Raw genomic sequence first — 24350 nt, forward strand, 5'->3', positions numbered from 1 at the left:
GTACTATCCAACTTCCTTTTCTCGCTTCACACGTTCTTTAGCACTCCATTTAAACACCTTATCTAGTAGCGAGTATATTCTCCCAGATTCTTTCGTTAACAAAGGTCCTAACGATGCTAATATTAAAACATACAAAGCTGAGAACGGTTTAATCGCTGCCATTAAGCCACCCGCAATTCCAATATTCGCGACGATAATAGAAAATTCTCCGCGTGATACAAGCGTTAAACCGATATTCGTAGAAGCCTTATGCGATAACCCAGCTTTACGCCCCGCAACCATTCCAGCAGTAAAATTACCGATAAGAGTAATGAAAACTGCTCCTAATGCCAACCACACTGCTCCGCCAAGTGAAAATGGGTCTATACTTAAACCGAAGCTGAAAAAGAATATAGCTCCAAAGAAATCACGAAACGGAACAACAAGCTGTTCAATTCGATCACTATGCTCTGTTTCAGAAAAGACGAGCCCCAATAATAATGCTCCAATCGCCTCCGCAACATGAATCGTTTCTGAAAATCCTGCTACAAAGAACAAAATAGCAAATATTACGATAATAAAAATTTCATTGGACGAAATATCTAACATTTTATTTAAAAATCGTGTAGCTTTTCTAGCAACTACAAAGAATAGTAGCATATACCCTACTGCGATTAAAATAGATGTAAGAGCACCTACAAATGACGTTGCCCCTCCGAGTACTAATCCTGAAACGACTGATAAATATACCGCTAAAAAGATATCATCAAACATAATGATTCCTAAAATTAGCTCCGTCTCTTTATTACCAGATCTTCTTAAATCAACAATTACTTTCGCAACAATTGCACTCGATGAAATTGTTATAATCCCAGCAATAATTAATGTTTCTAATAAGGGGAAACCCATTATATATCCGTAAAGTAAACCTAATATAAAATTAAGCGATATATGAACAGTTCCCCCAAAAGCAATTGATTTTCCTGATTTAATTAATTTTTTAATTGAGAATTCTAAACCTAAGTAAAATAGGAGGAATATGACGCCAACACGGCCGAGGAAGGAAATAACTTCTCCACTTTCAATAAATCTTAAATCGATAAGCCCTAAATCTGGGGCATGAGGCCCCACTAGCATACCGAGTATAATAAGAAACGGGATAATCGAGAACTTTAACTTTGCAGCAAGAATAGCTGCAAAAGCGACTAATACTAACGCAGTTCCAACTTCAAAGATTAAAGTATCCATCGATTATGAATCCCCTCCTACTGAAAGCAACTCATTAATAATTCTTTTCACTTCATGTCTTTCACCTGATAATACGAGCATATCGCCAGCTTCAATGATAGAATCTGGGCCTGGATTAAAGAACTTCTTCATATTCTTTTTCAAAATGGCAATAATCGTTACGTTATATGTGTTTCGAACATGTAAACTACCAATTGTTTTTTGTACAACTGGTGCATTATTTTCCACCTTAAACCACTCAATTGATAATCCCTCAAAAGCCATTTCAATCGTATCTAAAGCTTGTGGTCTATATACCATTCCGCCCAATATAGCTGCAATTTGTCTCGCTTCAGAATCACGAAGAGAGACGCTTGAAATACTCTCTTCATGATCAGTATCAAAATGGTACATTTCTCTTCGGCCATCATCATGAATAACGATAACCATCTTTTCATTACCTTTTGTAATCACTTCAAACTTACATCCAATACCCGGCAGTTCACTCTCTCTAATATTCATATTTTCCGCCTCCTAATTTTTTAGTTACGGCTTTTATAAATCGACATCAATCTCCGTTTTAAAGCTCTCATCCTTTGAGATCCCTAAATACTTTAGTGTCTCTGATGGAGTCGCGTGATGAAAATGTTTTTGCAATAGCGCAATCGCTATCCCTCTTTTGTAAGCATGAAATCCGAACGTTTTTCGCATTGAATTCGTTCCGATTTTACCAACAACTCCAACTGCTTCTGCAGCATTATGAATTACACGATACGCTTGTTGGCGCGTAATTGAATTTGGCGTTTTATTAGATTGAAATACGTAATTTTCTCTTTTAACGCCAATAGATTGTACGTAATCTAAAAGCGCTTCTTTTACTTTTGTATTTAAATAAATATCTTGTTTAAATTTTTCATCTTTCACAGGAAGAGCATAAAACTCTTTAACAGTCCCGTCTTCATTTAATACATCTTCAAATTTCATGCTAAGTAATTCTGTAATTTTTAATCCTGTGTTAATTCCAATAACAAATAAAAGATAATCTCGCTGGGAGTGCTCTTTTAAATATTTTTTCATAGCCTCAATTTGGCTTATATCTTTTAATGCCTCTACAACTTCCATACATGTATTCTCCTCATCTTATGAACGGTAATTTTCTCATTATGTTGTCCATTTTACCTTATCATGCTATGAGATTTCCATGTGTTATCCATTATTTTCACAATATACTCAGGTGGTTCTGAAAACTTTCAATGTGGAAACTTACGATTGTATAAATACGTTGCGGTAAAAAAATGTGGGGGTAAAAGTTCAGCTTTTTTCTACAGATTGGATTCCTCCTTTCCTTATCCAGCTGCTCCTACTTTTATATTACGTTACTTATTTACATTATATTATACATTTCAGTAACATTAAAGTGTTTTTTCTGAAAATAATAAAAACCGAGCGTTTTTGCTCGGTTTTTATTATTAATCTTCTTTCGGAAGAACAATTCCTTTATACAATTGAACTGTAATGAAGTAATAAATCGCATAAATAACTACGAAAATTACGATTGGTACCCAAATACGGAAGTACGGATCGATTAAAATAAATCCGAAAATATTCATACCAACTAATACGTGAGCGATACCCACAATTGCTGGGAATAAGAATACTAAGAATAACTCTTTATAAATTGATTTCGTTAATAACTCACGGCGCACACCGATTTTACGAAGCATTTGATAACGCGTAATATCTTTTGATGCACCAGAAAGAATTTTAAACATAAGGCAGCTTGCCATCATTGCTAAGAACGCAATTCCAAGGAAGAATCCCATAAATACTGTTCCACTCGCAATGCCATAGAACCCACTATAAGCTTGATATTTACTATCCATTTGTTCAGCTTTTACATTTTTATATTTATCTAGCTGCAACTCGTCAAGTTTTTTCCATTCTTTTTTATATGTTAAAAAATCATCTGTTTTTCCGATAAATGCTATACCATCTTTACCATTTATCCCATCGTACATTTTTTGATCTACAATTTTAATTGCATGATCATTGTATAAATAATATGGATGGATTGTACTAAAAGCATCTATCCATTCCACTGAAAGTTCTTTAGTGTTCGCATCTTTTTGATTCATCTCTCTAGAAACTGCACCTACCGGTAGTTCCTCTGAAACTTTTTTCGTATTTACTAAATCCTTCATAGACTTCATCTTTGCCATATCTTTTACTAAAGGACGATTTTTCTCTAAATCTTCTTTTACATAGTAAACGTATTTATCATCAACTTTGTAACGATATTCGCTTTTCTCTTTAAATGTAATACCGTCTAAAACTTTCTTTTCTTCAGCTGTTGGATTATGAACTACTGAATCATATATTACTAAACCATCTACCATTTTTATAACGTTATTTTTAAACGCCATACCGCCCGAAATTGCACCAGCTCCAAGCGCAACTAACATTGCCACTGTTGCAAGCACTTTCGTTAAACTATTAATTCGGAAGTTTAATTGTGCAAATGTAAAAGCGTTAAGTCCTTTTTCACTACGCTTTTTATTACTCTTTAATTTTTTAATAATAACCGGGAGAAGTGAACTAAATAGCATATAAGTACCAGTTGTTGTCGTAATTAATGCAATAAGGATTCCCATCTCTTTTAGTTTTTCCATATAGATCATAGATGCATAACCTATACCTAATAAAAGAACAGCAAGGAATGCCACTACAACTGTCTTTTTACCTTTTACTGCAACACGCTCTGTTTGCGCATCTGCATGTACTAATTGCAATACAGAAATACGTGACAATTTAATACTGTTCATAATTGCTGATAATACAAATAGTGCAAAGAAGAAGATGCAAGTAACAGTCATAGATGGTAGATAAAATGCTTTATACCCTTCACCAGCAAATTCAAGCTGTTTCATTAATAACTGTCCAATACCTTCTGCAAGTCCTACTCCAACTGCAATCCCGATTGCAAGAGACGCAGCACCTAATACGATTGTTTCAATAAACATAAGTAATGTAACTTTATGTTTTTTCGCACCTAACATCATATACATACCGAACTCTTTTTGACGAAGAGATAATAAGAAAGAGTTTGCATATAAAATGTAGAAGAACGTTATAATTGCTAATAAAAATGATCCTGCTTGGAATACGAATCCAATAGATTTAATCACTGAATTAGATTCTAAAAATGCTTTATTCAGTGCTAACGTTTGGAACATGTAAAAAATTGAAATCGACATGACAAGACCGACAAGTAAGACGATATAATCTTTCAGCTTACTTTTCAGCCCCGACATGGAAAGTTTAAATAACATACTGGAACCTCCTTTCTTACGCCTTTTGTGTACCTAAATCTGCAAGTACATCTAAAATTTCTTTGTAGAACTCTTCACGCGTACCACCGCGATGAATTTCTTTATATAGCTCACCATCTTGAATGAATAAAATACGCTGACAGTAACTTGCACTATATGGATCATGCGTAACCATCATAATCGATACGCCTTGATCTTTATTTAAGTTTGTCATCGCATCAAGTAAACTCGTTGCATTTTTAGAATCAAGCGCTCCTGTTGGCTCGTCCCCTAAAATAATTGCCGGCTCATGCACAAGTGCACGCGCTGCTGCTGAACGTTGTTTCTGTCCACCAGATACTTCAGATGGATACTTTTGAAGAATTTCTGTAATCCCTAACATACCCGCTACTTTTTCTACTTTCGGTCCAATATTACGTGATGCGACACCTTGAAGAGAAAGTGGAAGTGCAATGTTTTCATAAATAGATAAGTTCTCTAATAAGTTAAAGTCTTGGAAGATGAATCCTAACTTTTGTGAACGGAAATCAGAAAGCTCACCTTGTTTCATTTTCGTAATATCTGTACCCGCAATTTCAACAACGCCGCCCGTTGCTTTATCAAGCGTTGAAATTACATTTAATAATGTCGTTTTACCAGAACCAGATGGTCCCATAATCCCAACAAACTCACCCTCTTGAATTGAGAATGAAACACCTTTTAACGCGTGTGATTGGTTCTCACCTTTTTTACCGTACACTTTTTGAACGTTTTTCACGTCTACAACTGGTTTCGTCATATATATCCTCCTACGCTTGTTTTTCCATTACCTATTTTGCGCCTTTTGGAGGTGAACTGCTATTTGTTAACATTACAATTACCTTACACTTTTGTAATATAAAGAAGGTGGGCGTGTAAGTTTGGCTTTTCATACTAGTTCGCATTTCGGCATAGTAAATCGGTAAATGAAATTATATCGGCGATTTTTCAAATATATCAGCGGTTCTTACACTTTTATCAGCGATTTTTCAAATATATCGGCGATTCTTACACTTTTATCAGCGATTACCAAAATATATCGACTTATCGACAAAAGATGACAATAAAAATAGGCTGTTCCGCGAAAGGAACAGCCCACTGATTAAAGTTTCACTTTATTTCTTTAAAGGTGTTACCGTCCAGTACGTAATAACACGCCAAACCCATTCTAATGGACCCATTTTAAAGATTTTCATCCAAATTACACTAAACACAATTTGAATTGCATAAATTGCGATACATACATATAGCGTCTGCATGTATGTTAAGTTACCTGCAAAGTTAAATACACTACCAGCGATTAAAATCATTGCCGTTTGTCCGATATAATTTGTTAAAGCCATACGACCGTAGTATTTCAATGGTGCTAATAATGTTTGAACTGGTTTTAACTGAAGTAATAAAATTAATGCTCCTACATAGAAAGCTGAAATAATTGGTCCAACAGTAATACCAATTTTTAGAAAATGGCTTGCAGCATCCATTGTTCCATCTTCATTCATCAATATCATATTTACAAATGGGCCAGCAGGCACGTGTCCATATTGATACCATACAGCTGCCACACTTAAAACAAACATAATGCCTGTAAAAATAGCGACTTGCTTTATGTTTTTTGAAAGATTTTCAAATACACGATATTGTCCTGCAGCAAGACCTAATAAAATTAAACCAAGTGGTAATAGTTCTTTAACACCCATTATACTAAAGGCTATTGTCAAAATAAGACCAATTACTAAGTTCGCTTGTTTTTTCGCTTTATAAAACGGTAAAACGATTAATCCGCAAATTGCATATAACGTTAACGCTTCTCCAGGCTGAAACATGTAATGAATCAAACCAAAAATAAATAATGCAACTACGCGGCGGAAAAATAGAACATATCCATTTTTCCCTTTCGCAATCGCTCTTGTAATGAAGATATAGAATCCCACTCCAAATAAGAATGAGAAAATTGAGAAGAAACGACCTTCTACAAATAAGTATAGAAACCTTTGATAGCTAGCATCTACTGTATTAGGATCTGGAGTTTTAATATTAAGTAGCGCTAGAATATTTACTAAAATAATCCCCAGTAATGCGAAGCTACGAATGTAATCTAACTCATCAATTCGTTTGTTTGTAATATTGTTCCCCATAAGCAACTCCTTGTCCAAAATTTAATCCTCCCTTACTCTACTGGAAAAGGACAATTACAACTATCGGCAAACCTTACAGAAATCTTACATTATTGTCATATAGCAAAATAAAACCAGGTCATATTTCGACCTGGTTTACTCTGATTGTTTTGATTTTTGAGGTTGTCCTTTTTTACTATTACGCTGTTTTACTTGAACAATGGGATCAAGTTCATTCGAAAACTCAGCGTTATGTCCATTTTGTGTTTTTTGCTCTGGATTATTTTGATTTGAACGTTTCGCCATTACATTCACTCCTTCTTAGTGCGGTGTAATAATCATTTGATGTTGCAATTGGCGAATTGCCATGCGTGCTCTATTTAGCTGCTCACGTTGCTCATCATTCGCATGTTGTTGCATCGTTTGTAAATCGTTATATGCTTGTTCTAATTGTAACTGCGCATCTGAATACTCCATCGTATTGTAATGCTCTTGTCTCATGCCTTGGTCTAATTGTTCTTTCGCATATTCCACAGCTTGTTCCGCTTGTGTAATATACGATTCAAGTGATTGACGCTCTGCCATAATTGTCCCTCCTTGCTTCAATTCCCCTTTAGTGTGTCCCTTCCATCTCCACCTTATGAGTATGTTATAATGGATTTTGTTTCATTTTGACTCGGCTTAGGAGGGAAAGTAATGAAGGTTCAAAACCCTTTTCCATATACAAACGACAATAAACGTTATCATACATGGAATTACCATTTACGAAATGAATTTGGTGAAAAAATCTTTAAAGTCTCATTAGATGCTGGCTTCGATTGTCCGAATCGTGACGGTACAGTTGCTTACGGCGGTTGTACATTTTGCAGTGCCGCTGGATCTGGTGACTTCGCCGGTGATCGCCGCGATGATGTTATAACGCAATATCATGAAATGAAAGAAAAAATGCGCTCTAAGTGGAAAGATGGAAAATGTATCGCTTATTTCCAAGCGTACACAAATACACATGCACCACTTGAAGTGTTAAAAGAAAAATTCGAACCGCTTCTAGCAGAAAAAGACGTTGTCGGTCTTTCTATCGCAACTCGTCCAGATTGTTTACCAGATGATGTTGTTGAATATTTAGCGGACTTAAATAAACGCACATACCTTTGGGTTGAACTCGGTTTACAAACTGTTCACGAACGAACTGCAAACCTTATTAATCGCGCTCACGATTATCCGTCTTACGTGGAAGGCGTAAATAAATTACGTAAGCACGGCATTAAAGTTTGCTCTCATATTATTAACGGTCTTCCACTTGAAGATTACGACATGATGATGGAAACAGCTCGTGAAGTAGCGAAACTTGATGTACAAGGAATTAAAATCCACTTACTTCACTTATTAAAAGGAACGCCAATGGTGAAGCAATATGAAAAAGGACAACTCGAATTCCTTTCTCTTGAGGATTACGTAAGTCTCGTTGTTGACCAACTTGAAATTATTCCAGAAGACGTAATTGTGCACCGTATCACAGGTGACGGCCCACCTGATTTAATGATTGGTCCAATGTGGAGCTTAAATAAATGGGAAGTATTAAATTCCATCGATGCAGAATTTGTACGCCGCGGAAGCTGGCAAGGAAAATATGCAAATGAGGAGAAACAACAATGAAATTAGAACGTGTATTACCGTTTGCTCGCACACTGCTGCAAACGGCTGTTAAAGAAGGCGACTACGCTGTAGATGCAACACTTGGAAATGGTCATGACACTTGCTTCCTAGCTGAAATTGTTGGGGATAGCGGAAAAGTATTTGGATTTGATATTCAAAAAGAAGCAATTGAAAGCTCAACAACTCGTCTAAAAGAAAAAGAACTTTTTGAACGTACTGTTTTAGTTCACGATAGTCACGATACACTTCTATCCGTACTACCAGAAGACGCAAAAGGAAAAGTAACAGGCGCTATCTTCAACTTAGGTTACCTTCCTGGCGGTGACAAGCATATCGTTACAAAACCGAACTCAACAATTTCGGCAATTGAACAATTACTAGAAGTAATGGCACCTGAAGGAATCATCGTCCTCGTCATTTACCACGGACACCCAGAAGGACAAGTAGAACGCGACGCTGTTCTCAAATTTGCAGAAGAGCTAGACCAAAAACAAGCTCACGTACTGCGATATGGCTTCATTAACCAGCAAAATAACCCGCCATTTATTGTGGCGATTGAGAAACGATAAAGTGAAACTTTAATCAATGGGGGGAATCCCCTACTGATTATTAGTTGAACCAATCGGGCATTTATGGGCAGTTTATCCCCCACCTAACTTCTTTGCTCCAACTGAATTTTAAGGTGGGAGTTTTACTGCCCGTTAATGCGGGGTAATATATCAACGATTTTTTCGATATATCGACGATTCGACAAAACATAACAAAAAAAGACGTGCACTCATTGCACGTCTTTTTGTTATTCTCCTATATAATGGATATATACACTATTTAAAGAAAGAAGGATAGAACTTTGCTAGTAGAACTAAGGGGAATTCAAAAGAAGTATGGAAAATCGCTTATACTAGACAACATTGATTTATCCATTCCAGAAGGAGAAGCACTCGCTATTGTTGGCGGGAACGGGACTGGAAAAAGTACTCTACTCAAAATAATTGCAGGCTTTATTTCACCTACGGCAGGGACAATTCAAAGGAAAGAACATATACAAATCGGTTATGTACCTGAACATTTTCCTGAAGGAATTCGTTTTACATTAGAGGATTATCTATTTCATCTCGGCCACATTCACGGTTTATCAACAAAATATGTAAAAGATAAAATTCCGCTGCTTCTTCAATCTTTTCACCTACATCATGCAAGGCATTCCGTTGTACGAAACTTTTCAAAAGGCATGAAACAAAAAACAGGCATTATGCAAGCATTACTTACGGACGTACATTTATTAATTTTAGACGAACCTCTTTCTGGGCTCGATCCGAACTCTCAACAAGAACTAGAACATATTTTACTATCATTAAAACAACAAGGTATATCTATACTCTTCACATGTCATGAAAAACAACTATTAGAAAACTTCGCCGATAGAATTGTGACGTTAACAAATCATACAATTGCAGAAAATATCTCTGCACAAAAAGGAGCAGAACAAGTCTATATTGAGGCAATCGTTCACGAAACATTCTCAGCGATAGAACTACAAAAGCAATCCGGTTTTATACACGTTGCACACAATGCAAATCAAAATCTTATTCAATTACAAATCGAAAAAGAATATACAAACGAAATGCTTCAGTTTTTATTACATAAAAAAGCATCTATCACACTGCTACAACCTAACTTTTAAATCGAAAGAAGGTTTATTATGTTCGCGCTTATTCGTTACCATTTTCTCGACTATACAAAATCGTATAAGTACATCCCTCCTATTGCGATGTACTTTGTGAGCTTGCTTTTTGTATATACATATAAACCGACTCCTATTGTACCGACATATTTAGAAACAGCACTCGCACTTTATTTATTATCTGCCTGGATTACGGTCACAATTTTTCATACTGAAGACCCTGTACAAGAACAAATTACTATTTCTCACACAAATAATATTTCCGCACTATATGTGGGTAAATATATTACGGCTCTTCTCATTTGTACTGTATTATCTTTTATATCCGTAATCTATCCAATTATTTTGCAAATGTTTAATGAAAAAATGACAGTTTCTTTATTTCTAGTCGGATTTCTCTCTCACATGTCTTTCTCTATACTAGGAATTTCAATCGCAACATTATTTACTAGAAATATGATTCAAAAAGCAGGCACTGCTTGGCTTAGCCTTACCTTTATATTGCTTATAACGATCGCATCTATCCGGTTTAAAAAAGAGTTATTATGGTTTTTACCACCTGTCGAAAGCTTTCTAATGCTTGGCCAATACAAATATAATATACTGACTCACACACTATGGCTCACAGCTTGGGCTATCGTATATTCATTTTTATTATTTACCTTATTTCTTTTTATCGTTCGCAAAAAACGTTTTTAATTACATATTAAAGGAGACGAGACAATGATCGGAATACTAGCAGGAATGGGGCCAAAATCAACCGGACCATTCGTCGATACAGTTGTAGCAGAATGCCAAACAATATACGGAGCAAAGCATGATATGGACATTCCTCATATGATGATCTATTCGTGCCCAACACCGTTTTACATAGATCGCCCTATTGATCACGAAGCGATGAAAAAAGCGATTATTGAAGGAGCACAAAAACTTGAAAGTACTGGCGCAAGCTTTATCGCTATGCCGTGCAATACGGCACATCTTTATTTTAAAGAATTACAGCGTTCTCTTTCTATCCCGATTTTAAATATAGTTGACGAAACGTTAAAAGCAATTCCTGAAACTGCAAAAAGAGTCGCTCTTCTTGCAACGGAAGCGACAGTTCAAGCTGGTATTTATCAAGACGGGATTGCAAAGCGGAATATAGAATACATTCATTATGAAAAATGGCAAACGATGATTAATCAAATTATTACGTATATTAAAAGCGGAAAAGTTGAAGAAGCTCACAAATTATGGAGCGCACTCGTTGTGCAATTGAAGGATGAAGTAGATAACGCAATTATCGCATGTACTGATTTGAATGTTGTGGCTAGTGAGGATTTTGTTGATTCTTCTCAATGTCTTGCGAAAGCGGTTGTTAGGATGTACTTATCAAATATAAAGAGATCTTCATAAACATAAAAAACACTCCTTCTAAAATGTGTTTTCTGTTTAATAAAAATCCCACAAACTTTTAACTTTCTTCACAATTCTTTCAAAGTAATCACACTTAATCTCGCTATATTAAATACGTAGTTATTCATATAGGGAAGGTTAGGGGAACTGAAAGTATGAAAGTAAATCGTTCGCTTCATTACATTTTTTGGCGTTGGCATTTTTATGCTGGACTTTTTATTACACCGCTTCTTATTACGTTGTCACTGAGCGGAATTGGGTATTTATTTCGGGAAGAGGTTGAAGATTTCATCTATAAAGATTTATATTTTGGGAAGAGCGCCCAAACAGAATCTATTTCGATGTCTGATTCTATTTCCTTAACCGAGAAAAAATATCCACATTATAGTGTGGCGAAAATTAGTGAGTTTAATGGGGATTATAATACGAGGCTTACGATTGCAAATGAATATACGGGGCAACAAAAGTATGTATATTTAGATAGCAATAATCAAATTGTCGGAGATCAAAACGCAAGTGAAACGTTTGCGAATATAATGAGGGAATTACATAGTTCTCTTTTAATCGGTGGCACTGTCGTCAACTATACTGTAGAACTCGCGGCATGCTGGACAATCTTTTTAATCGTAACCGGATTGTACATGAGTATACGACAGTTCAAAAACACACCATCATCCAATAAGCGAGAAAAAGCAAAAAGACGTCATTCTATTATCGGTATTATATTTACAATTCCACTCGTTTTGTTAGTCGCATCTGGATTGCCATGGTCAGGATTTATGGGTAACCAAATTTATAAAATTGCATCGTCGAATGAATCGATTGGATATCCAAAGTTGTATATGGCACCGCCTGAATCAAAGGTAAAAGAATTGCCATGGGCAACAAGAAAAGAAGCTCCTCCTGAATCGAATTCGAGTAAGCCAAAAACAATTTCTGTCGATGAATTACAAAAAGGAATTGAAATAAAGAAGCCATACGTTATCTCACTACCAGCTGATCCGAAAGGTGTATTCACTGTTTCGAAATCGAGCGGTTCTGGTATTACAGGTATGCATGTTGCACCAAATGAAGAGATAACAGCTTACTTTGACCAATATAGCGGAAAGCTTATTTCCAAAACGGACTATCGTGATTATGGATTACTTGCACAATGGTTCACTTACGGCATCCCGCTTCATGAAGGACATTTATTTGGATGGCCAAATAAAATATTATGCTTACTAACGACATTATCTCTACTACTTCTTATTTATTACGGAGTAAAAATGTGGTTAGCAAGAAAGCCGAAAGGAAAATTAGCAGCACCTCCAAAACAAAGAGATAAGAAGAGCATAATCGTTTTCTTTATCATGATGGTTATACTAGGCGCTATCATGCCTTTATTCGGACTATCTGTATTAGTGATTTTTGCGATTGAACTTCTTATATATGTATTTTTAAAAATACGATCATAATGAAAAAAAACCACTCTACATGAGTGGTTTTCTTCATCACTGCGCTGTTTTCTTTCGGTACATCTTCCCATTCCAATAGAAGAATCGTGAAGTGAGGCCTCCGTACTTTACAATGCGCCGTGCCATTTTGTGCATATTCTTTTGTGCTGATACTTTTTGATCTGATAAATAAATACCAAGTAACCCTCGGCTTATGAGACGATGAAACTTCGCATGAGGCAAATCACCAATGCTCTTCTCTGCTTCTTCTACAAAATGTTTCATACGATCTAATATCGCTTGCTCGTTTTCGTAATAACTACAGAAATTCAAATCTCCGCCTATACGGTCTTCTTCTTGATCAATGAAATAATCCAGCAAAATATGAAGTCCTTGTACGTAAGGGAAGTATCCTTGTCTAATTTTCGCAATATCTTCATCATGTAATTCATCATGAAATGCATATGCGACAAGACAGAAAATCCCAAGTGTAGAACCGGCACATGCTGAAAATTCAAACCAACTCATCTCAGGTAAGTTTTCTTTATGTGCTTCAAACCAATTTTTCAGGCGCGGCTCTCTTTCTTCTAATTTCACGTGTTTATGAATTTGCAAATCACAATAATAACAAGCAAGTTCATGAAGAACAGGAGCAATTTTGTCATAGTGCTTCGTTTTCTTTAAAACATCTTGGCATGTTTCAACAAGTTCATCTAAATAACCACCATCATCTTGATCATCACGATAACGATAATAATTACCGCCGCCTTCTACTTCAGGTGATAATGCCATTAACATCGATTCATGCAGTGCGGCAAAATCATTTGGATCAAGTGATGTACTGCGATCACATAAATTATCTAAATAGTCGCTGATCGTTTGATACGCTACGATAAAACGAATACATTCTTCTCGGTGTTCATTTGCTAGCAGAGCTAAAATGCCACCGCCCTCACAATGAAACGTTTTATGCTCAATACTTGCGATTGCCTGACTATGAAGCTCATCGTTCGGAATATGGTAGGCACGCTCTTTCCACATCGCTAGCTCATGGTGTACAACCGGAAACACATCACGGTATACTTTCGCCATGAGCGTTATGGGATTACTCGGTACGTTCACTTCTTCCTTCATCTCCTCTATTAAATGTACAAATAATGATTTATTTGTTTGTTTTTACTATATTATTGACATGCATTTCAGTAAATGACTGAATATAACTCAAAATTTCATCACGCTCATACTCATTTAATAGCTCGTGATAACAATTCGGCCATTCTTTAAAAGCCTTATCACTTATTTTAACATTATCAAACCAAGTGCGGACACGTGTTTTATCTACAAGTTTATCCTCACAAGCTTGCATTAGCAAGAGCGGAACATCTGGAAAATCATCTATTTTTTTATGAGCAATTTCGATAGACTTAATCAATTCACTATACCAACGTACTGATACTTTGCGCAAGAACAAAGAATCATTCTCCATTGCATCTCTCACTTCATGGTTACGTGTTGACATTTCCACCGTAAGATTCGTTGCAAATTGCAATTTTGGAGCCACAACATTTAATATTTTTGAAGCAAATTGAAGCGGAGCAGAGGGTCCAGTCACTACCCCTAAACAAGGCGAACTCAAAATAATACCCTCTACATCTTCTCTCTTCGTTTCTTGCATCATACGAATGACAATAAGACCACCCATACTATGACCGAATAGAAAAATAGGTAACCTATACTTTCTTGCTTCTTTCACCCATAATTTAACTTCCTCTATGTATTCATCAAATGAATCAATATGTCCTCTATTTCTTGAAGTCGTTCCATGTGACGGAAGATCCCCCATCACGACGTGGTAGCCGATATGATTCCACATTTCCGCAACGGCTTCGTAACGTCCGTGATATTCCATTGCGCCGTGCACAATAACAATGACAGCCTTTGCTTCCTCCGCTTCATAATTCCACATACGGCTCTCCTCCATTTCACTCTTTCTCATAATTTGATACACTAAAACTAGTCTCTAGGAAAGGAAGACTTTACATGATATATCCTTACAAAGAAAAAAATCCGAAAATTGCGAGTAGTGCTTTTATCGCTGACTATGTTACGATTACAGGCGATGTTTCCGTTGGCGAGGAATCAAGTATTTGGTTTAATACAGTCATCCGTGGTGATGTATCACCGACAATCATTGGAGACCGAGTAAATGTACAAGACCAATGTACACTTCACCAAAGCCCGCAGTATCCTCTTATTTTAGAAGACGACGTAACAATTGGGCATCAAGTCATTTTACATAGTTGCCATATTAAGAAAGATGCTTTAATTGGAATGGGATCTATTATATTAGATGGTGCTGAAATTGGCGAAGGAGCTTTTATCGGCGCTGGAAGCCTCGTTTCACAAGGAAAGAAAATTCCACCAAACACGTTAGCTTTCGGTCGTCCCGCGAAAGTCATTCGTGAATTAACAGAAGAAGACCGTAAAGATATGGAGCGTATTCGCACGCAATACGTTGAAAAAGGTCAATATTATAAATCATTACAGAAGTAAATTTCCGCTGCCATAAGATTGGCAGCTTTTTTTATATAAAATCTAACTTTTTCTTTACAAAACATTATTACTCCCTCAACAAAATCTTATTAAAATAAAAGCTAATATCTCCATATATATGTAGATGAGGGAGGAGAATTTTCATGAAGGTCAGTGGATTATATAAAATAGAATGTTACATTTTCAGAGGAATTAACCGCTACTTTGATCAAAAAACATTAAATATCTTTTTCAGCAATATTACTCATATCGGTGGCGCGACTTTCTCCATCGCACTCACACTTTTCTTTTTAATTTTCGCAAAGGGAACTTTGCATCAAGCTGCAATTGCAACTGCTATTTCGTTAGCAATTAGCCATATTCCTGTGCAAATATTAAAAAGGTGGTATCCGCGAAAACGTCCTTATTTAACAATTCAGGATGCAAAATATCCAGTCCATCCATTAAAAGACCACTCTTTCCCGTCTGGTCATACAACAGCCGTTTTCTCTGTCTTCATTCCATTTATTTGCTATAATCCAAGCTTACTTGCTTTCCTATTACCGTTAGCATTATGCGTCGGTATTTCACGTATTTATTTAGGACTTCACTATCCGTCAGATGTATTCGTCGGTATGTGCCTTGGCACTTGCTCTGGCATCATCTCTTTTTATCAATTCATCCCACTTTTCACATAAAGGAGTGATATGATGAGAGTCGCCATTTTTACCGATACTTTTACGCCACAAGTTAACGGGGTTGCGAAAACGTTAGAGCGATTAACACAATATTTTCAGAAAGAACAGATCGCCTATTCTGTTTTCGCCCCTCAGCATACAGCTGAAGATAATTTTGTAGCGAATGTGAATAAGATGAGAAGTATCCCGTTAACAATATTATATCCAGAATGTCGTTTTTCTTTTCCTACTCCGCGCATTAAACGGGAACTACTTTCCTTTAAACCTGACATTATTCACATTGCCACACCTTTCAACATGGGACTTTGTGGATTGTATTATGCAAAAAAGTTAAACATCCCAGTTGTCGGTTCTTATCATACTGATTTCGATGCCTATTTACGTTATTACAAAATCGAATTCCTCTCCAATATGCTGTGGAACTATTTAAAATGGTTTCATAGTCATATGCAAAAAAATTTTGTACCTTCCTTTGAAACATTACATCAATTAAAAAACAAAGGCTTTCAGACCCTCTCTATATGGGGACGTGGTGTAGATTGCACACTCTTTCATCCTGCTTACAATACAGACCTATTCCGAAAAAAATATAATATTACAGCGAAGTATGTCCTTTCCTATGTTGGACGAATTGCTCCTGAAAAAGATATTGATACGCTGCAACACCTTATCGTTAAAACAGCACATACTCGAAACGATATTCATTGGCTCATTGCAGGAGATGGTCCTCTAGCAACAAGTTTACGTGAAGCTGTTCCGAAAACAAATATCACTTTTACTGGCTATTTACAAAGTGCAGATTTAGCTGAAGCATATGCTTGTTCTAACATAATGGTGTTTCCATCAGCTACTGAAACATTCGGAAATGTCGTACTTGAATCACTCGCATGCGGTACACCTGTCATTGGTGCAAATAGTGGCGGGGTTAAAAATATTATTACAGATGGAAAAACGGGAGTTCTTTGTCCGCCTAAAAATGAAGATGCATTTCTATCATCCATTTATTTTTTATTACAAAATGCAGAAAAACTTGAGCAGATGGGAATAGCAGCTTCATCTTTTGCGAAATCAAAGAGCTGGGATGAGATCTTTCGTGGCTTGCTTAACCAATATGAAGAAGTCCTTCAGCATAACGCATCAGAGTTGCTTGCTTAAATAGAAAAACTCCCTTCAAAAAACGAAGGGAGTTTATTACATGGTCATAAATTTTAGTTTAATAAATGATACATAAGGTTAAGCATTGTTTTATTTCTATATTAATTATACCAAAAATAAACATAACTAAACAGACTTGTAATAAAAACCCATAAAAATTAATATATGGTTATACAGTATTTTAACTGTATAATGATTTTAAAAATTCCCTTTAAAATCAACTTACTCACATACCTTTATACAGCAATTGTTCCCCAATTCTGTATATCAAAAAACCTTTCATTCATTTGAAAGGTCTTTTTGAGCCTGCACATATTCTTCTTTCGTATTTACATTTATAAACCAATCCGCATTCGCTTGTACATCTTCTCCAGAAACATATTTCACATTACATTGTGATAAAAGCTGGCCCACACTTCTTTTTTCTTCCTGAAGTAAAGCATAAATCTTTTCTTTCACGCGGTTGTGATACGCTGCAAGTAACGGTTGTTTTCTTCCATTAATAATAGGTACAACCGCATCATATTCATTGCTCGTTTGCTCTAATAAAATGGTAAACCATTCATGCGAAACATTTGGCGCATCGCAAGGCATAATAGCGTACCAATCTGCTTCTATGTATTCCATACCTGATACAATGCCGGCCAGCGGTCCATTCCCTTTATAGTGCGGGATATCCTCTATAACAGGAACTTGTACGAATTGCTCTACTCGCTCTTTTATATCAGTACGGCTAATTACTACAATGTCTTGCAAAGTATTTCCCATCACTTTCACAATATGCTCAACAAAAGTAGTTCCCTTCCAAATTGCTAACGCTTTCGGCTCACCAAACCTACTCGACATACCACCCGCTAATACAATCCCAGCACACTTACTCATTGGCGATGCAGCTCAAATGTAATATGGCCTAATTCCGGTAAAATTAATTTATTCATCGCAAGTCGAACCGCTCCGCTAGACCCTGGCATCGAGAAGACTACTTTGCGCCCAATTGTACCACCAATCGCTCTACTTAACATTGCGCTGCTTCCGATATCTTCTAAATAACTAATCATACGGAACAGCTCACCAAATCCAACAATTTCTTTATCTAATAACGCTGATACTGCTTCAATTGTGACATCGCGTTTCGTAATACCAGTACCGCCATTTGTTAATACAACATCTACATCTTCCTTATGATAACCAGCTAACACTGCTTGCTGAATACTTTCTTTATCATCTTTTACAATTTCATAAGAAGTTACTTTATGTCCTGCTTCTTTTAACAATTCATGTAATAGTTGTCCGCTCTTATCTGTTTCTTCCGTACGTGTATCGGAAATCGTAACAATCTTGCAACGCACTTCTTTTGGAGCTTGTTTTTTATGTTCAGTTACACTCATTTTTTATCTTTCCTTTCTTAAAGACTTTTCTTCATTTTATCATACATACCTTTACACAATTATGCATGAAACCAATCATGCGCCATGATACAATATAAGTATGCTAACCCACAAAAAGGAAAGTGCACTTTCTTATACTCCTAGACTACACATCTTTAGCTACTCTTTATATTTTCTACATAATAGAATTCAATTTTAAAACTTGTACTAAAAAATAAATTGGAGGTCTACATAGTATGGAACTTTATAAAAAATTAACAACAACATTTATCCTCTTATTCATCGCTTCAATCACTGTCGGCTTTTCCTTAAAAGGTGCAATTCCATACGCTACATTAGTAAGTATTATATTCGCGACACTATTTTTACTAAGTAGTGCCTTTTGCGCAAGTAAAGCACGTCAAATGAAAGGTTGATTACATATGTTCAAAAAGAAATCAATCTTTTGTAAATCATGTAAAACAGAAATACAAACGTATGAAAAAGCGTGGATTCATATGCCCATTCCGGCGAATGGCATGACGAATATGAAAAAGTATATTGAATTAGAAGGACAAATTTATTGTAGTTCGTGTGTTGAGATAATGAACAAAAACCAATAAATACAAAAGGGGTGTTTACATTGTTTGAATCAAACCGTATCCAGTTACGAAAGTTTTCCGAAGATGATATTCTAACATATTATAAATGGCATAATGATGTAGACGTTATGAGTTCAACTACACTCACTCTTGATAAATATTCCTTTCAAGACACAGAAAAACTTTGCCAGCAATTTATTCATTCTTCGAACTCTAAGAGCTATATCATTGAAGAAAAAGCTACGCATCTTCCAATTGGTATTACTTCTTTAATTCATATTGATTCGTATAATCGAAACGCTGAATGCATTATTGATATTGGTAAAAAGGATTACTGGGGGCAAGGTTATGGGCAGGAAGCTTTAACCCTATTATTGGATTATGCATTTTTAGAATTAAATTTACATCGCCTTTCTTTACGAGTATTTTCTTTTAACGATAGAGCAGTTAAATTATATAAATCACTTGGTTTTCAACATGAAGGAACTTGTAAAGAAGCTATATTCCGCAACGGCACTTGGCATGACATTGAACTCTTCGCTTTATTCCAACGTAATTATAAATAAAAAAAGCTTTGCGCTCACCGCGCAAAGCTTTTTTTCATATATTATAGACCAGCTTGCTCTTTTAAAGCTGCAGCTTTGTCTGTACGTTCCCATGATAGATCTACATCAGTACGTCCGAAGTGGCCGTAAGCTGCTGTTTGTTTGTAAATTGGGCGACGTAAGTCTAGCATTTTAATAATACCAGCTGGGCGAAGATCGAAGTTGTTACGAACTAGTTCTACTAGTACGTCTTCAGATACTTTACCAGTGCCGAATGTATCAACTGAAATTGATACTGGTTGTGCTACACCGATTGCGTATGCAAGTTGTACTTCTGCTTTTTCAGCAAGACCAGCTGCTACGATGTTTTTCGCAACATAACGAGCTGCATATGCTGCAGAACGGTCAACTTTCGTTGCATCTTTACCAGAGAATGCACCGCCACCGTGGCGAGCGTATCCACCATAAGTATCAACGATGATTTTACGTCCTGTTAAACCAGCATCACCTTGTGGTCCACCAATTACGAAGCGGCCAGTTGGATTAATGAAGAATTTCGTTTCTCCATCCATTAATTCTGCTGGTACTACAGCTTTAATTACGTGCTCTTTTAAATCGCGATCGATTTCTTCCCATGTAACATCTGGGTGATGTTGTGTAGAAATTACGATAGTATCAACACGTACTGGTTTACCATTTTCATCATACTCAACTGTAACTTGCGTTTTTCCATCTGGACGTAAGTATGATAATGTATCATCTTTACGTACTTCAGTTAAACGGCGAGCTAATTTGTGAGCAAGCGAGATTGGAAGTGGCATTAATTCTTGTGTTTCATTACATGCAAAACCAAACATTAAACCTTGGTCTCCTGCACCAATCGCCTCAATCTCAGCGTCAGTCATTTGACCTTCGCGTGCTTCTAGCGCTTGGTCAACACCCATAGCGATGTCAGCGGACTGCTCATCGATAGATGTTAAAACAGCACAAGTTTCTGCATCGAATCCGTATTTTGCGCGTGTGTAACCAATGCCTTGAATTGTTTCACGAACGATTTTCGGAATATCTACGTAAGTAGAAGTCGTAATTTCCCCCGCTACCAATACTAAACCAGTTGTTACAGTTGTTTCACAAGCTACACGTGCATTTGCGTCTTTTGATAAGATCGCATCTAAAATTGAATCAGAAATTTGGTCACAAATTTTATCTGGATGTCCTTCAGTTACAGACTCAGATGTGAACAGATGACGTTTTTTTGTCATGTGGTAAACCTCCCTACAGTAATTGTATATATTGTACGGAACTCATCCTTAATTTGCCACAAACTGCGACATACATTTATTCTCCCACACAAGCATACAGAAAAACCTTTCCTACTTTACATAGAGGAAAGGTTTAATTTGCTACTTGCATACTGCTTTTTGCCCTTCGCTCTTATCGTTCGAGACCTGTAGCCTCGCACAGGTTTTAGCACCTATTCACCTGCATTTATCAATACAAGTGAGGTTGCTGGGCTTCATCGGGCCTGTCCCTCCGCCAGCTCGGGATAAGAGAGTATCCGTCCCAACCTATACTAAAGAAATGATATTCATTTGTCAATTAATATTCACATTTTCCTGAAAGTTTTTCTCAATACGCCTGAAATGAAATATTAATAGGGAAATAATGCATTCACACAAACAAAAAGAAATAAATAGTATACATTATTTATATAATTGTGTTATACTCTTGTTGGGGATTACGAGAAATATTTCATTAAATGAAAAGGATGGTATATAAATATGAGTACTGTGAATGTCCAAATTGGTTTACACGAATTATTGAACGGAAGCAATGCACAGATTCAACTAAGTGTTCCGCAATTAGTGGAAAAAGTATTAATGCGAAATGAAGGGAAATTAACTTCTACTGGTGCCGTTTCTGCTTCAACAGGAAAATATACAGGACGTTCTCCTAAAGATAAATTTATTGTGAAAGAAGCATCGGTTGCTGACAAAATTGCTTGGGGGGCTGTGAACCAACCGATTTCTGAAGAACATTTTAATAAATTATATACTAAAGTTTTAGAATACTTAAAAGAAAAAGAAGAGTTATTCGTCTTCAAAGGATTTGCAGGCGCTGACCGCAATTACCGCCTACCAATTCAAGTTATTAACGAATATGCATGGCACAATTTATTTGTACATCAATTATTCATTCGTCCAACTGAAGAAGAATTAACGACTCATGAATCAGAGTTCACAATTGTTTCTGCACCGAATTTCAAAGCTGATCCAGCTGTTGACGGTACAAACTCCGAAGCATTCATTATGGTTTCATTCGAAAAACGCATCGTATTAATTGGTGGTACAGAATACGCTGGAGAAATGAAAAAATCAATCTTCTCTATTATGAACTTCTTATTACCTGAACAAGATATTCTTTCTATGCATTGTTCTGCAAACGTAGGTGAAGAAGGCGATGTAGCATTATTCTTCGGTTTATCTGGAACAGGTAAAACAACATTATCTGCTGATCCAAACCGTAAATTAATTGGTGATGATGAGCACGGTTGGTCTGATAACGGTGTATTCAATATTGAAGGCGGTTGCTACGCGAAATGTGTAAACCTTTCTCACGAGAAAGAACCACAAATTTTCGATGCAATCACATTTGGATCTGTTTTAGAAAACGTTATCATTAATGACCAAACGCGTATCGCAGACTATAACGATACTACTTTAACAGAAAATACTCGTGCTGCATACCCTATGCATGCGATCGACAATATCGTACTGCCAAGTGTTGCTGGACACCCAAATACAATCATTTTCTTAACTGCTGATGCATCTGGCGTATTGCCTCCAATCAGTAAGTTATCAAAAGAACAAGCTATGTATCATTTCTTAAGTGGTTACACTAGTAAACTAGCAGGAACAGAGCGCGGTGTTACATCTCCGCAAGCAACATTCTCAACTTGCTTCGGTTCACCATTCTTACCACTTGATGCATCTCGCTATGCTGAAATGCTTGGTGAAAAAATTGAGAAACACGATGCGAAAGTATTCTTAGTAAACACTGGCTGGACTGGTGGCGAATACGGCGTTGGTAAACGTATGAACTTAGGTTACACTCGTGCAATGATTCAAGCTGCATTAAACGGTGAACTTGCGAAAACTGAAACAGCTAAACATGACATCTTCGGTCTTGAAGTTCCACTTCACGTACCAGGTGTACCTGACGAAGTGTTAATGCCTGAACAAACTTGGGCTGATAAAGCTGCTTACAAAGCAAAAGCAATCGAACTTGCAAATGAATTCAAAGCTAACTTCAAAAAGTTCGACAGCGTATCTGAAGACATTATTAACTTAGGCGGTCCAATCGCTTAAATTAAAACTTTCTGTTGAAATAACCCTTTACTCATATGAATAAGTGTCGTGTAACCGTAAAGTTTCGCGTACTCACCGACAAAACCCAATGCGGCTTAACGGTTTATACACACTTACATAAAAAAGAAGCTTACGTGAAAACGTAAGCTTCTTTCTATATCTTATATAAAGTGAAACGCTAATCTCTTCATCTGTGACTTAGATTATAAAATTACAGCTTCGGATATATAAATTATATCCCTACTCGCTACATCTCTCTGTTTTCACACCACATGGGGCCAAAAAAGTCCCCGACCGCTTCTATCCGTGGCTGGATCATCTATCCCATCTAAAAAGAAGTCTTTTAGCTTTTTATCTTTTTAATTCTTTCTCATCTTTCATGCTATAGTATCCTAAATTAACAACGATTAAGAAATAACCACCCATAATCCCTACTGCAAATGCCCACATAACCATGTGGTGCTCAATTTCGTACATAATAATAGCACCCAAAATGGCAGCTGCAAAACGGTTAAACATACCGAGTGTCGGTGCTTTCGTCTTCTTTACAATACTATCTCCAAGCTTCTCAATTCTTCTCCCTAAAAGCCAAACGCAATACATACTTACAATAAGCCCAATTCCAGCACCTAAAAAGTGTGCTGAAAACGGTGTTAACATCCATCCTAGTAACAAAATACCTAGTATATAATACGATTGGATTTTAAATGATCTTAGTGACATACTAATCATGCTGTACCTCTCTTCATTCGTTCTTATCTATCCAACAAAAAATTTCTTTCAAATTCATATTCCTTACATCTATTTCACTCAAATTAAAAACAACATAAACAGTATGTTTATGTTGTTTAAATATTTTTAGAAAATAATATTATACAAGATTTCAAACATCATATCCTCATATTTTGTGACGGTTTTTCAAACTTTTTTCGTCCATTTATGAAAAAAATGATATCAATCTATGAACATACGGATATGATGTAATAAGCACACAAATAAAGGGGGCGTCTAATGATTTATTTTTTAATGGCTCTCATTCACATCATTATCCCTGCACTTATTGGACTTTCATTGTATTGGTACACGAAAAACCATAGCATTTTTTACGCTGTCCTCGGTGTTCTTCTTCCAGGTATTATTCTTATTACACTCTTCCGTATTCCATTTTTAAACTTAATTCCACTTATTACTGCTATCTTATTTCTCATCTTCTTACCAAAAATAAAAAAATAGGAAAGC

The 24350-nt window shown here is 36.2% G+C and carries 28 protein-coding genes and 1 riboswitch; of the genes, 14 read left to right on the forward strand and 14 right to left on the reverse strand.

From position 1 onward, the window contains the following. Window positions 1–3 precede the first annotated feature (3 nt). The 8 genes from NST86_RS24280 to NST86_RS24315 form a co-directional block, all read right to left on the reverse strand. Window positions 4–1227: a cation:proton antiporter gene (locus NST86_RS24280; RefSeq protein WP_000380174.1), complete on the reverse strand. Its 1224-nt coding sequence runs from the start codon at window positions 1225–1227 to the stop codon at window positions 4–6. Window positions 1228–1230: 3 nt separating this feature from the next. Then, a complete protein-coding gene (locus tag NST86_RS24285) occupies window positions 1231–1728 on the reverse strand; it encodes a cation:proton antiporter regulatory subunit (protein WP_001026056.1) in 498 nt (165 codons plus the stop codon). Between the two features lie 33 nt (window positions 1729–1761). Further along, on the reverse strand, window positions 1762–2328 hold the full coding sequence (locus NST86_RS24290) for a tyrosine-type recombinase/integrase (protein ID WP_000454205.1): 567 nt from the start codon (window positions 2326–2328) through the stop codon (window positions 1762–1764). Window positions 2329–2675: 347 nt separating this feature from the next. Continuing rightward, window positions 2676–4535 (reverse strand): FtsX-like permease family protein, encoded by a 1860-nt coding sequence (locus NST86_RS24295; protein WP_061664571.1) that lies wholly within the window; start codon window positions 4533–4535, stop codon window positions 2676–2678. Between the two features lie 16 nt (window positions 4536–4551). Then, the gene (locus NST86_RS24300) at window positions 4552–5313 is read right to left on the reverse strand and encodes an ABC transporter ATP-binding protein (RefSeq protein ID WP_000165838.1); all 762 of its coding nucleotides are present in this window, start codon (window positions 5311–5313) and stop codon (window positions 4552–4554) included. Between the two features lie 355 nt (window positions 5314–5668). Continuing rightward, the gene (locus tag NST86_RS24305; protein ID WP_063263998.1) at window positions 5669–6691 is read right to left on the reverse strand and encodes a DUF418 domain-containing protein; all 1023 of its coding nucleotides are present in this window, start codon (window positions 6689–6691) and stop codon (window positions 5669–5671) included. Window positions 6692–6826: 135 nt separating this feature from the next. Further along, entirely contained in the window at window positions 6827–6976 is a 150-nt protein-coding gene (locus NST86_RS24310; protein WP_044796432.1) for a hypothetical protein, read from the reverse strand. Between the two features lie 15 nt (window positions 6977–6991). Further along, on the reverse strand, window positions 6992–7255 hold the full coding sequence (locus NST86_RS24315; protein ID WP_000840869.1) for a YtzC family protein: 264 nt from the start codon (window positions 7253–7255) through the stop codon (window positions 6992–6994). 111 nt (window positions 7256–7366) lie between these two features. Here NST86_RS24315 and NST86_RS24320 point away from each other — a divergent pair, with 111 nt between their 5' ends. From NST86_RS24320 to NST86_RS24345, 6 genes are all read left to right on the forward strand, one after another. Next, window positions 7367–8326 carry a TIGR01212 family radical SAM protein gene (locus tag NST86_RS24320; protein ID WP_000868030.1) on the forward strand — a complete coding sequence of 320 codons (960 nt, stop codon included), beginning with the start codon at window positions 7367–7369 and terminating at the stop codon, window positions 8324–8326. Continuing rightward, on the forward strand, window positions 8323–8895 hold the full coding sequence (locus NST86_RS24325; RefSeq protein ID WP_000764497.1) for a class I SAM-dependent methyltransferase: 573 nt from the start codon (window positions 8323–8325) through the stop codon (window positions 8893–8895). Before NST86_RS24320 ends, NST86_RS24325 begins: the two co-directional genes overlap by 4 nt. A 281-nt stretch (window positions 8896–9176) precedes the next feature. Further along, window positions 9177–10010 (forward strand): ABC transporter ATP-binding protein, encoded by an 834-nt coding sequence (locus NST86_RS24330; RefSeq protein WP_000959736.1) that lies wholly within the window; start codon window positions 9177–9179, stop codon window positions 10008–10010. 18 nt (window positions 10011–10028) lie between these two features. Continuing rightward, the gene (locus tag NST86_RS24335) at window positions 10029–10709 is read left to right on the forward strand and encodes a hypothetical protein (protein WP_000457744.1); all 681 of its coding nucleotides are present in this window, start codon (window positions 10029–10031) and stop codon (window positions 10707–10709) included. Window positions 10710–10733: 24 nt separating this feature from the next. Then, window positions 10734–11408 (forward strand): aspartate/glutamate racemase family protein, encoded by a 675-nt coding sequence (locus NST86_RS24340; protein ID WP_061664569.1) that lies wholly within the window; start codon window positions 10734–10736, stop codon window positions 11406–11408. A 155-nt stretch (window positions 11409–11563) separates the two neighbouring features. Further along, window positions 11564–12865 carry a PepSY-associated TM helix domain-containing protein gene (locus tag NST86_RS24345; protein ID WP_044796428.1) on the forward strand — a complete coding sequence of 434 codons (1302 nt, stop codon included), beginning with the start codon at window positions 11564–11566 and terminating at the stop codon, window positions 12863–12865. A 36-nt stretch (window positions 12866–12901) separates the two neighbouring features. Here the strand turns inward: NST86_RS24345 and NST86_RS24350 are convergent, their stop codons facing one another. Together NST86_RS24350 and NST86_RS24355 are read right to left on the reverse strand one after the other, a co-directional pair. Further along, on the reverse strand, window positions 12902–13966 hold the full coding sequence (locus tag NST86_RS24350) for a tetraprenyl-beta-curcumene synthase family protein (protein WP_001102461.1): 1065 nt from the start codon (window positions 13964–13966) through the stop codon (window positions 12902–12904). 40 nt (window positions 13967–14006) lie between these two features. Further along, window positions 14007–14810, reverse strand: coding sequence for an alpha/beta hydrolase (locus NST86_RS24355; RefSeq protein ID WP_000267421.1), 804 nt, complete (start codon window positions 14808–14810; stop codon window positions 14007–14009). Window positions 14811–14884: 74 nt separating this feature from the next. Between NST86_RS24355 and NST86_RS24360 the strand changes: the two genes are divergently transcribed. The 3 genes from NST86_RS24360 (at window position 14885) to NST86_RS24370 (ending at window position 17229) form a co-directional block, all read left to right on the forward strand. Next, entirely contained in the window at window positions 14885–15397 is a 513-nt protein-coding gene (locus tag NST86_RS24360; RefSeq protein WP_000640206.1) for a gamma carbonic anhydrase, read from the forward strand. Between the two features lie 143 nt (window positions 15398–15540). After that, complete coding sequence (locus NST86_RS24365) at window positions 15541–16074, forward strand: phosphatase PAP2 family protein (protein WP_000868592.1); 534 nt, start codon at window positions 15541–15543, stop codon at window positions 16072–16074. Window positions 16075–16086: 12 nt separating this feature from the next. Further along, complete coding sequence (locus NST86_RS24370) at window positions 16087–17229, forward strand: glycosyltransferase family 4 protein (RefSeq protein WP_001261603.1); 1143 nt, start codon at window positions 16087–16089, stop codon at window positions 17227–17229. A gap of 279 nt (window positions 17230–17508) precedes the next feature. Here the strand turns inward: NST86_RS24370 and NST86_RS24375 are convergent, their stop codons facing one another. Beyond that, entirely contained in the window at window positions 17509–18111 is a 603-nt protein-coding gene (locus tag NST86_RS24375) for a molybdenum cofactor guanylyltransferase (RefSeq protein WP_000030832.1), read from the reverse strand. Further along, window positions 18108–18617 (reverse strand): MogA/MoaB family molybdenum cofactor biosynthesis protein, encoded by a 510-nt coding sequence (locus tag NST86_RS24380; RefSeq protein ID WP_000117124.1) that lies wholly within the window; start codon window positions 18615–18617, stop codon window positions 18108–18110. The genes NST86_RS24375 and NST86_RS24380 overlap by 4 nt, the downstream gene beginning before the upstream one ends. A gap of 236 nt (window positions 18618–18853) precedes the next feature. On the opposite strand from NST86_RS24380, the gene NST86_RS24385 reads away from it, so the two are divergent. Genes NST86_RS24385 through NST86_RS24395 form a run of 3 tightly spaced genes read left to right on the forward strand, consistent with a single transcriptional unit; the run spans window position 18854 to window position 19764 of the window. Then, window positions 18854–19033, forward strand: coding sequence for a hypothetical protein (locus NST86_RS24385; RefSeq protein ID WP_000424800.1), 180 nt, complete (start codon window positions 18854–18856; stop codon window positions 19031–19033). Window positions 19034–19039: 6 nt separating this feature from the next. Further along, the gene (locus tag NST86_RS24390; protein ID WP_000473618.1) at window positions 19040–19219 is read left to right on the forward strand and encodes a hypothetical protein; all 180 of its coding nucleotides are present in this window, start codon (window positions 19040–19042) and stop codon (window positions 19217–19219) included. 20 nt (window positions 19220–19239) lie between these two features. Next, a complete protein-coding gene (locus tag NST86_RS24395) occupies window positions 19240–19764 on the forward strand; it encodes a GNAT family N-acetyltransferase (RefSeq protein ID WP_000464130.1) in 525 nt (174 codons plus the stop codon). A 41-nt stretch (window positions 19765–19805) separates the two neighbouring features. Here NST86_RS24395 and metK read toward each other — a convergent pair whose 3' ends face one another. Then, complete coding sequence (gene metK / locus NST86_RS24400; RefSeq protein WP_000163123.1) at window positions 19806–21005, reverse strand: methionine adenosyltransferase; 1200 nt, start codon at window positions 21003–21005, stop codon at window positions 19806–19808. Window positions 21006–21174: 169 nt separating this feature from the next. Beyond that, window positions 21175–21296: riboswitch (SAM riboswitch) on the reverse strand. A gap of 228 nt (window positions 21297–21524) precedes the next feature. On the opposite strand from metK, the gene pckA reads away from it, so the two are divergent. Then, complete coding sequence (gene pckA / locus NST86_RS24405; RefSeq protein ID WP_000108802.1) at window positions 21525–23111, forward strand: phosphoenolpyruvate carboxykinase (ATP); 1587 nt, start codon at window positions 21525–21527, stop codon at window positions 23109–23111. Between the two features lie 351 nt (window positions 23112–23462). Here pckA and NST86_RS24410 read toward each other — a convergent pair whose 3' ends face one another. After that, window positions 23463–23843 carry an ATP synthase subunit I gene (locus tag NST86_RS24410; RefSeq protein WP_016118766.1) on the reverse strand — a complete coding sequence of 127 codons (381 nt, stop codon included), beginning with the start codon at window positions 23841–23843 and terminating at the stop codon, window positions 23463–23465. A 279-nt stretch (window positions 23844–24122) separates the two neighbouring features. Between NST86_RS24410 and NST86_RS24415 the strand changes: the two genes are divergently transcribed. Beyond that, on the forward strand, window positions 24123–24344 hold the full coding sequence (locus tag NST86_RS24415; RefSeq protein WP_000639041.1) for a hypothetical protein: 222 nt from the start codon (window positions 24123–24125) through the stop codon (window positions 24342–24344). Window positions 24345–24350: the final 6 nt, after the last annotated feature.

The sequence above is a fragment of the Bacillus sp. FSL L8-0199 genome (assembly GCF_038005705.1).
Classification (GTDB): domain Bacteria; phylum Bacillota; class Bacilli; order Bacillales; family Bacillaceae_G; genus Bacillus_A; species Bacillus_A cereus.

What these genes read in the sequence shown, in the direction of transcription:
- NST86_RS24305 (WP_063263998.1), bottom strand. Translation starts at nt 6,691, where the DNA reads ATGGGGAACAATATTACAAACAAACGAATTGATGAGTTAGATTACATT.
- NST86_RS24285 (WP_001026056.1), bottom strand. Translation starts at nt 1,728, where the DNA reads ATGAATATTAGAGAGAGTGAACTGCCGGGTATTGGATGTAAGTTTGAA.
- NST86_RS24295 (WP_061664571.1), bottom strand. Translation starts at nt 4,535, where the DNA reads ATGTTATTTAAACTTTCCATGTCGGGGCTGAAAAGTAAGCTGAAAGAT.
- metK (WP_000163123.1), bottom strand. Translation starts at nt 21,005, where the DNA reads ATGACAAAAAAACGTCATCTGTTCACATCTGAGTCTGTAACTGAAGGA.
- NST86_RS24315 (WP_000840869.1), bottom strand. Translation starts at nt 7,255, where the DNA reads ATGGCAGAGCGTCAATCACTTGAATCGTATATTACACAAGCGGAACAA.
- NST86_RS24310 (WP_044796432.1), bottom strand. Translation starts at nt 6,976, where the DNA reads ATGGCGAAACGTTCAAATCAAAATAATCCAGAGCAAAAAACACAAAAT.
- NST86_RS24370 (WP_001261603.1), top strand. Translation starts at nt 16,087, where the DNA reads ATGAGAGTCGCCATTTTTACCGATACTTTTACGCCACAAGTTAACGGG.
- pckA (WP_000108802.1), top strand. Translation starts at nt 21,525, where the DNA reads ATGAGTACTGTGAATGTCCAAATTGGTTTACACGAATTATTGAACGGA.
- NST86_RS24355 (WP_000267421.1), bottom strand. Translation starts at nt 14,810, where the DNA reads ATGTGGAATTATGAAGCGGAGGAAGCAAAGGCTGTCATTGTTATTGTG.
- NST86_RS24340 (WP_061664569.1), top strand. Translation starts at nt 10,734, where the DNA reads ATGATCGGAATACTAGCAGGAATGGGGCCAAAATCAACCGGACCATTC.
- NST86_RS24345 (WP_044796428.1), top strand. Translation starts at nt 11,564, where the DNA reads ATGAAAGTAAATCGTTCGCTTCATTACATTTTTTGGCGTTGGCATTTT.
- NST86_RS24360 (WP_000640206.1), top strand. Translation starts at nt 14,885, where the DNA reads ATGATATATCCTTACAAAGAAAAAAATCCGAAAATTGCGAGTAGTGCT.
- NST86_RS24300 (WP_000165838.1), bottom strand. Translation starts at nt 5,313, where the DNA reads ATGACGAAACCAGTTGTAGACGTGAAAAACGTTCAAAAAGTGTACGGT.
- NST86_RS24410 (WP_016118766.1), bottom strand. Translation starts at nt 23,843, where the DNA reads ATGATTAGTATGTCACTAAGATCATTTAAAATCCAATCGTATTATATA.
- NST86_RS24290 (WP_000454205.1), bottom strand. Translation starts at nt 2,328, where the DNA reads ATGGAAGTTGTAGAGGCATTAAAAGATATAAGCCAAATTGAGGCTATG.
- NST86_RS24365 (WP_000868592.1), top strand. Translation starts at nt 15,541, where the DNA reads ATGAAGGTCAGTGGATTATATAAAATAGAATGTTACATTTTCAGAGGA.
- NST86_RS24380 (WP_000117124.1), bottom strand. Translation starts at nt 18,617, where the DNA reads ATGAGTGTAACTGAACATAAAAAACAAGCTCCAAAAGAAGTGCGTTGC.
- NST86_RS24385 (WP_000424800.1), top strand. Translation starts at nt 18,854, where the DNA reads ATGGAACTTTATAAAAAATTAACAACAACATTTATCCTCTTATTCATC.
- NST86_RS24335 (WP_000457744.1), top strand. Translation starts at nt 10,029, where the DNA reads ATGTTCGCGCTTATTCGTTACCATTTTCTCGACTATACAAAATCGTAT.
- NST86_RS24280 (WP_000380174.1), bottom strand. Translation starts at nt 1,227, where the DNA reads ATGGATACTTTAATCTTTGAAGTTGGAACTGCGTTAGTATTAGTCGCT.
- NST86_RS24415 (WP_000639041.1), top strand. Translation starts at nt 24,123, where the DNA reads ATGATTTATTTTTTAATGGCTCTCATTCACATCATTATCCCTGCACTT.
- NST86_RS24320 (WP_000868030.1), top strand. Translation starts at nt 7,367, where the DNA reads ATGAAGGTTCAAAACCCTTTTCCATATACAAACGACAATAAACGTTAT.
- NST86_RS24375 (WP_000030832.1), bottom strand. Translation starts at nt 18,111, where the DNA reads ATGAGTAAGTGTGCTGGGATTGTATTAGCGGGTGGTATGTCGAGTAGG.
- NST86_RS24325 (WP_000764497.1), top strand. Translation starts at nt 8,323, where the DNA reads ATGAAATTAGAACGTGTATTACCGTTTGCTCGCACACTGCTGCAAACG.
- NST86_RS24390 (WP_000473618.1), top strand. Translation starts at nt 19,040, where the DNA reads ATGTTCAAAAAGAAATCAATCTTTTGTAAATCATGTAAAACAGAAATA.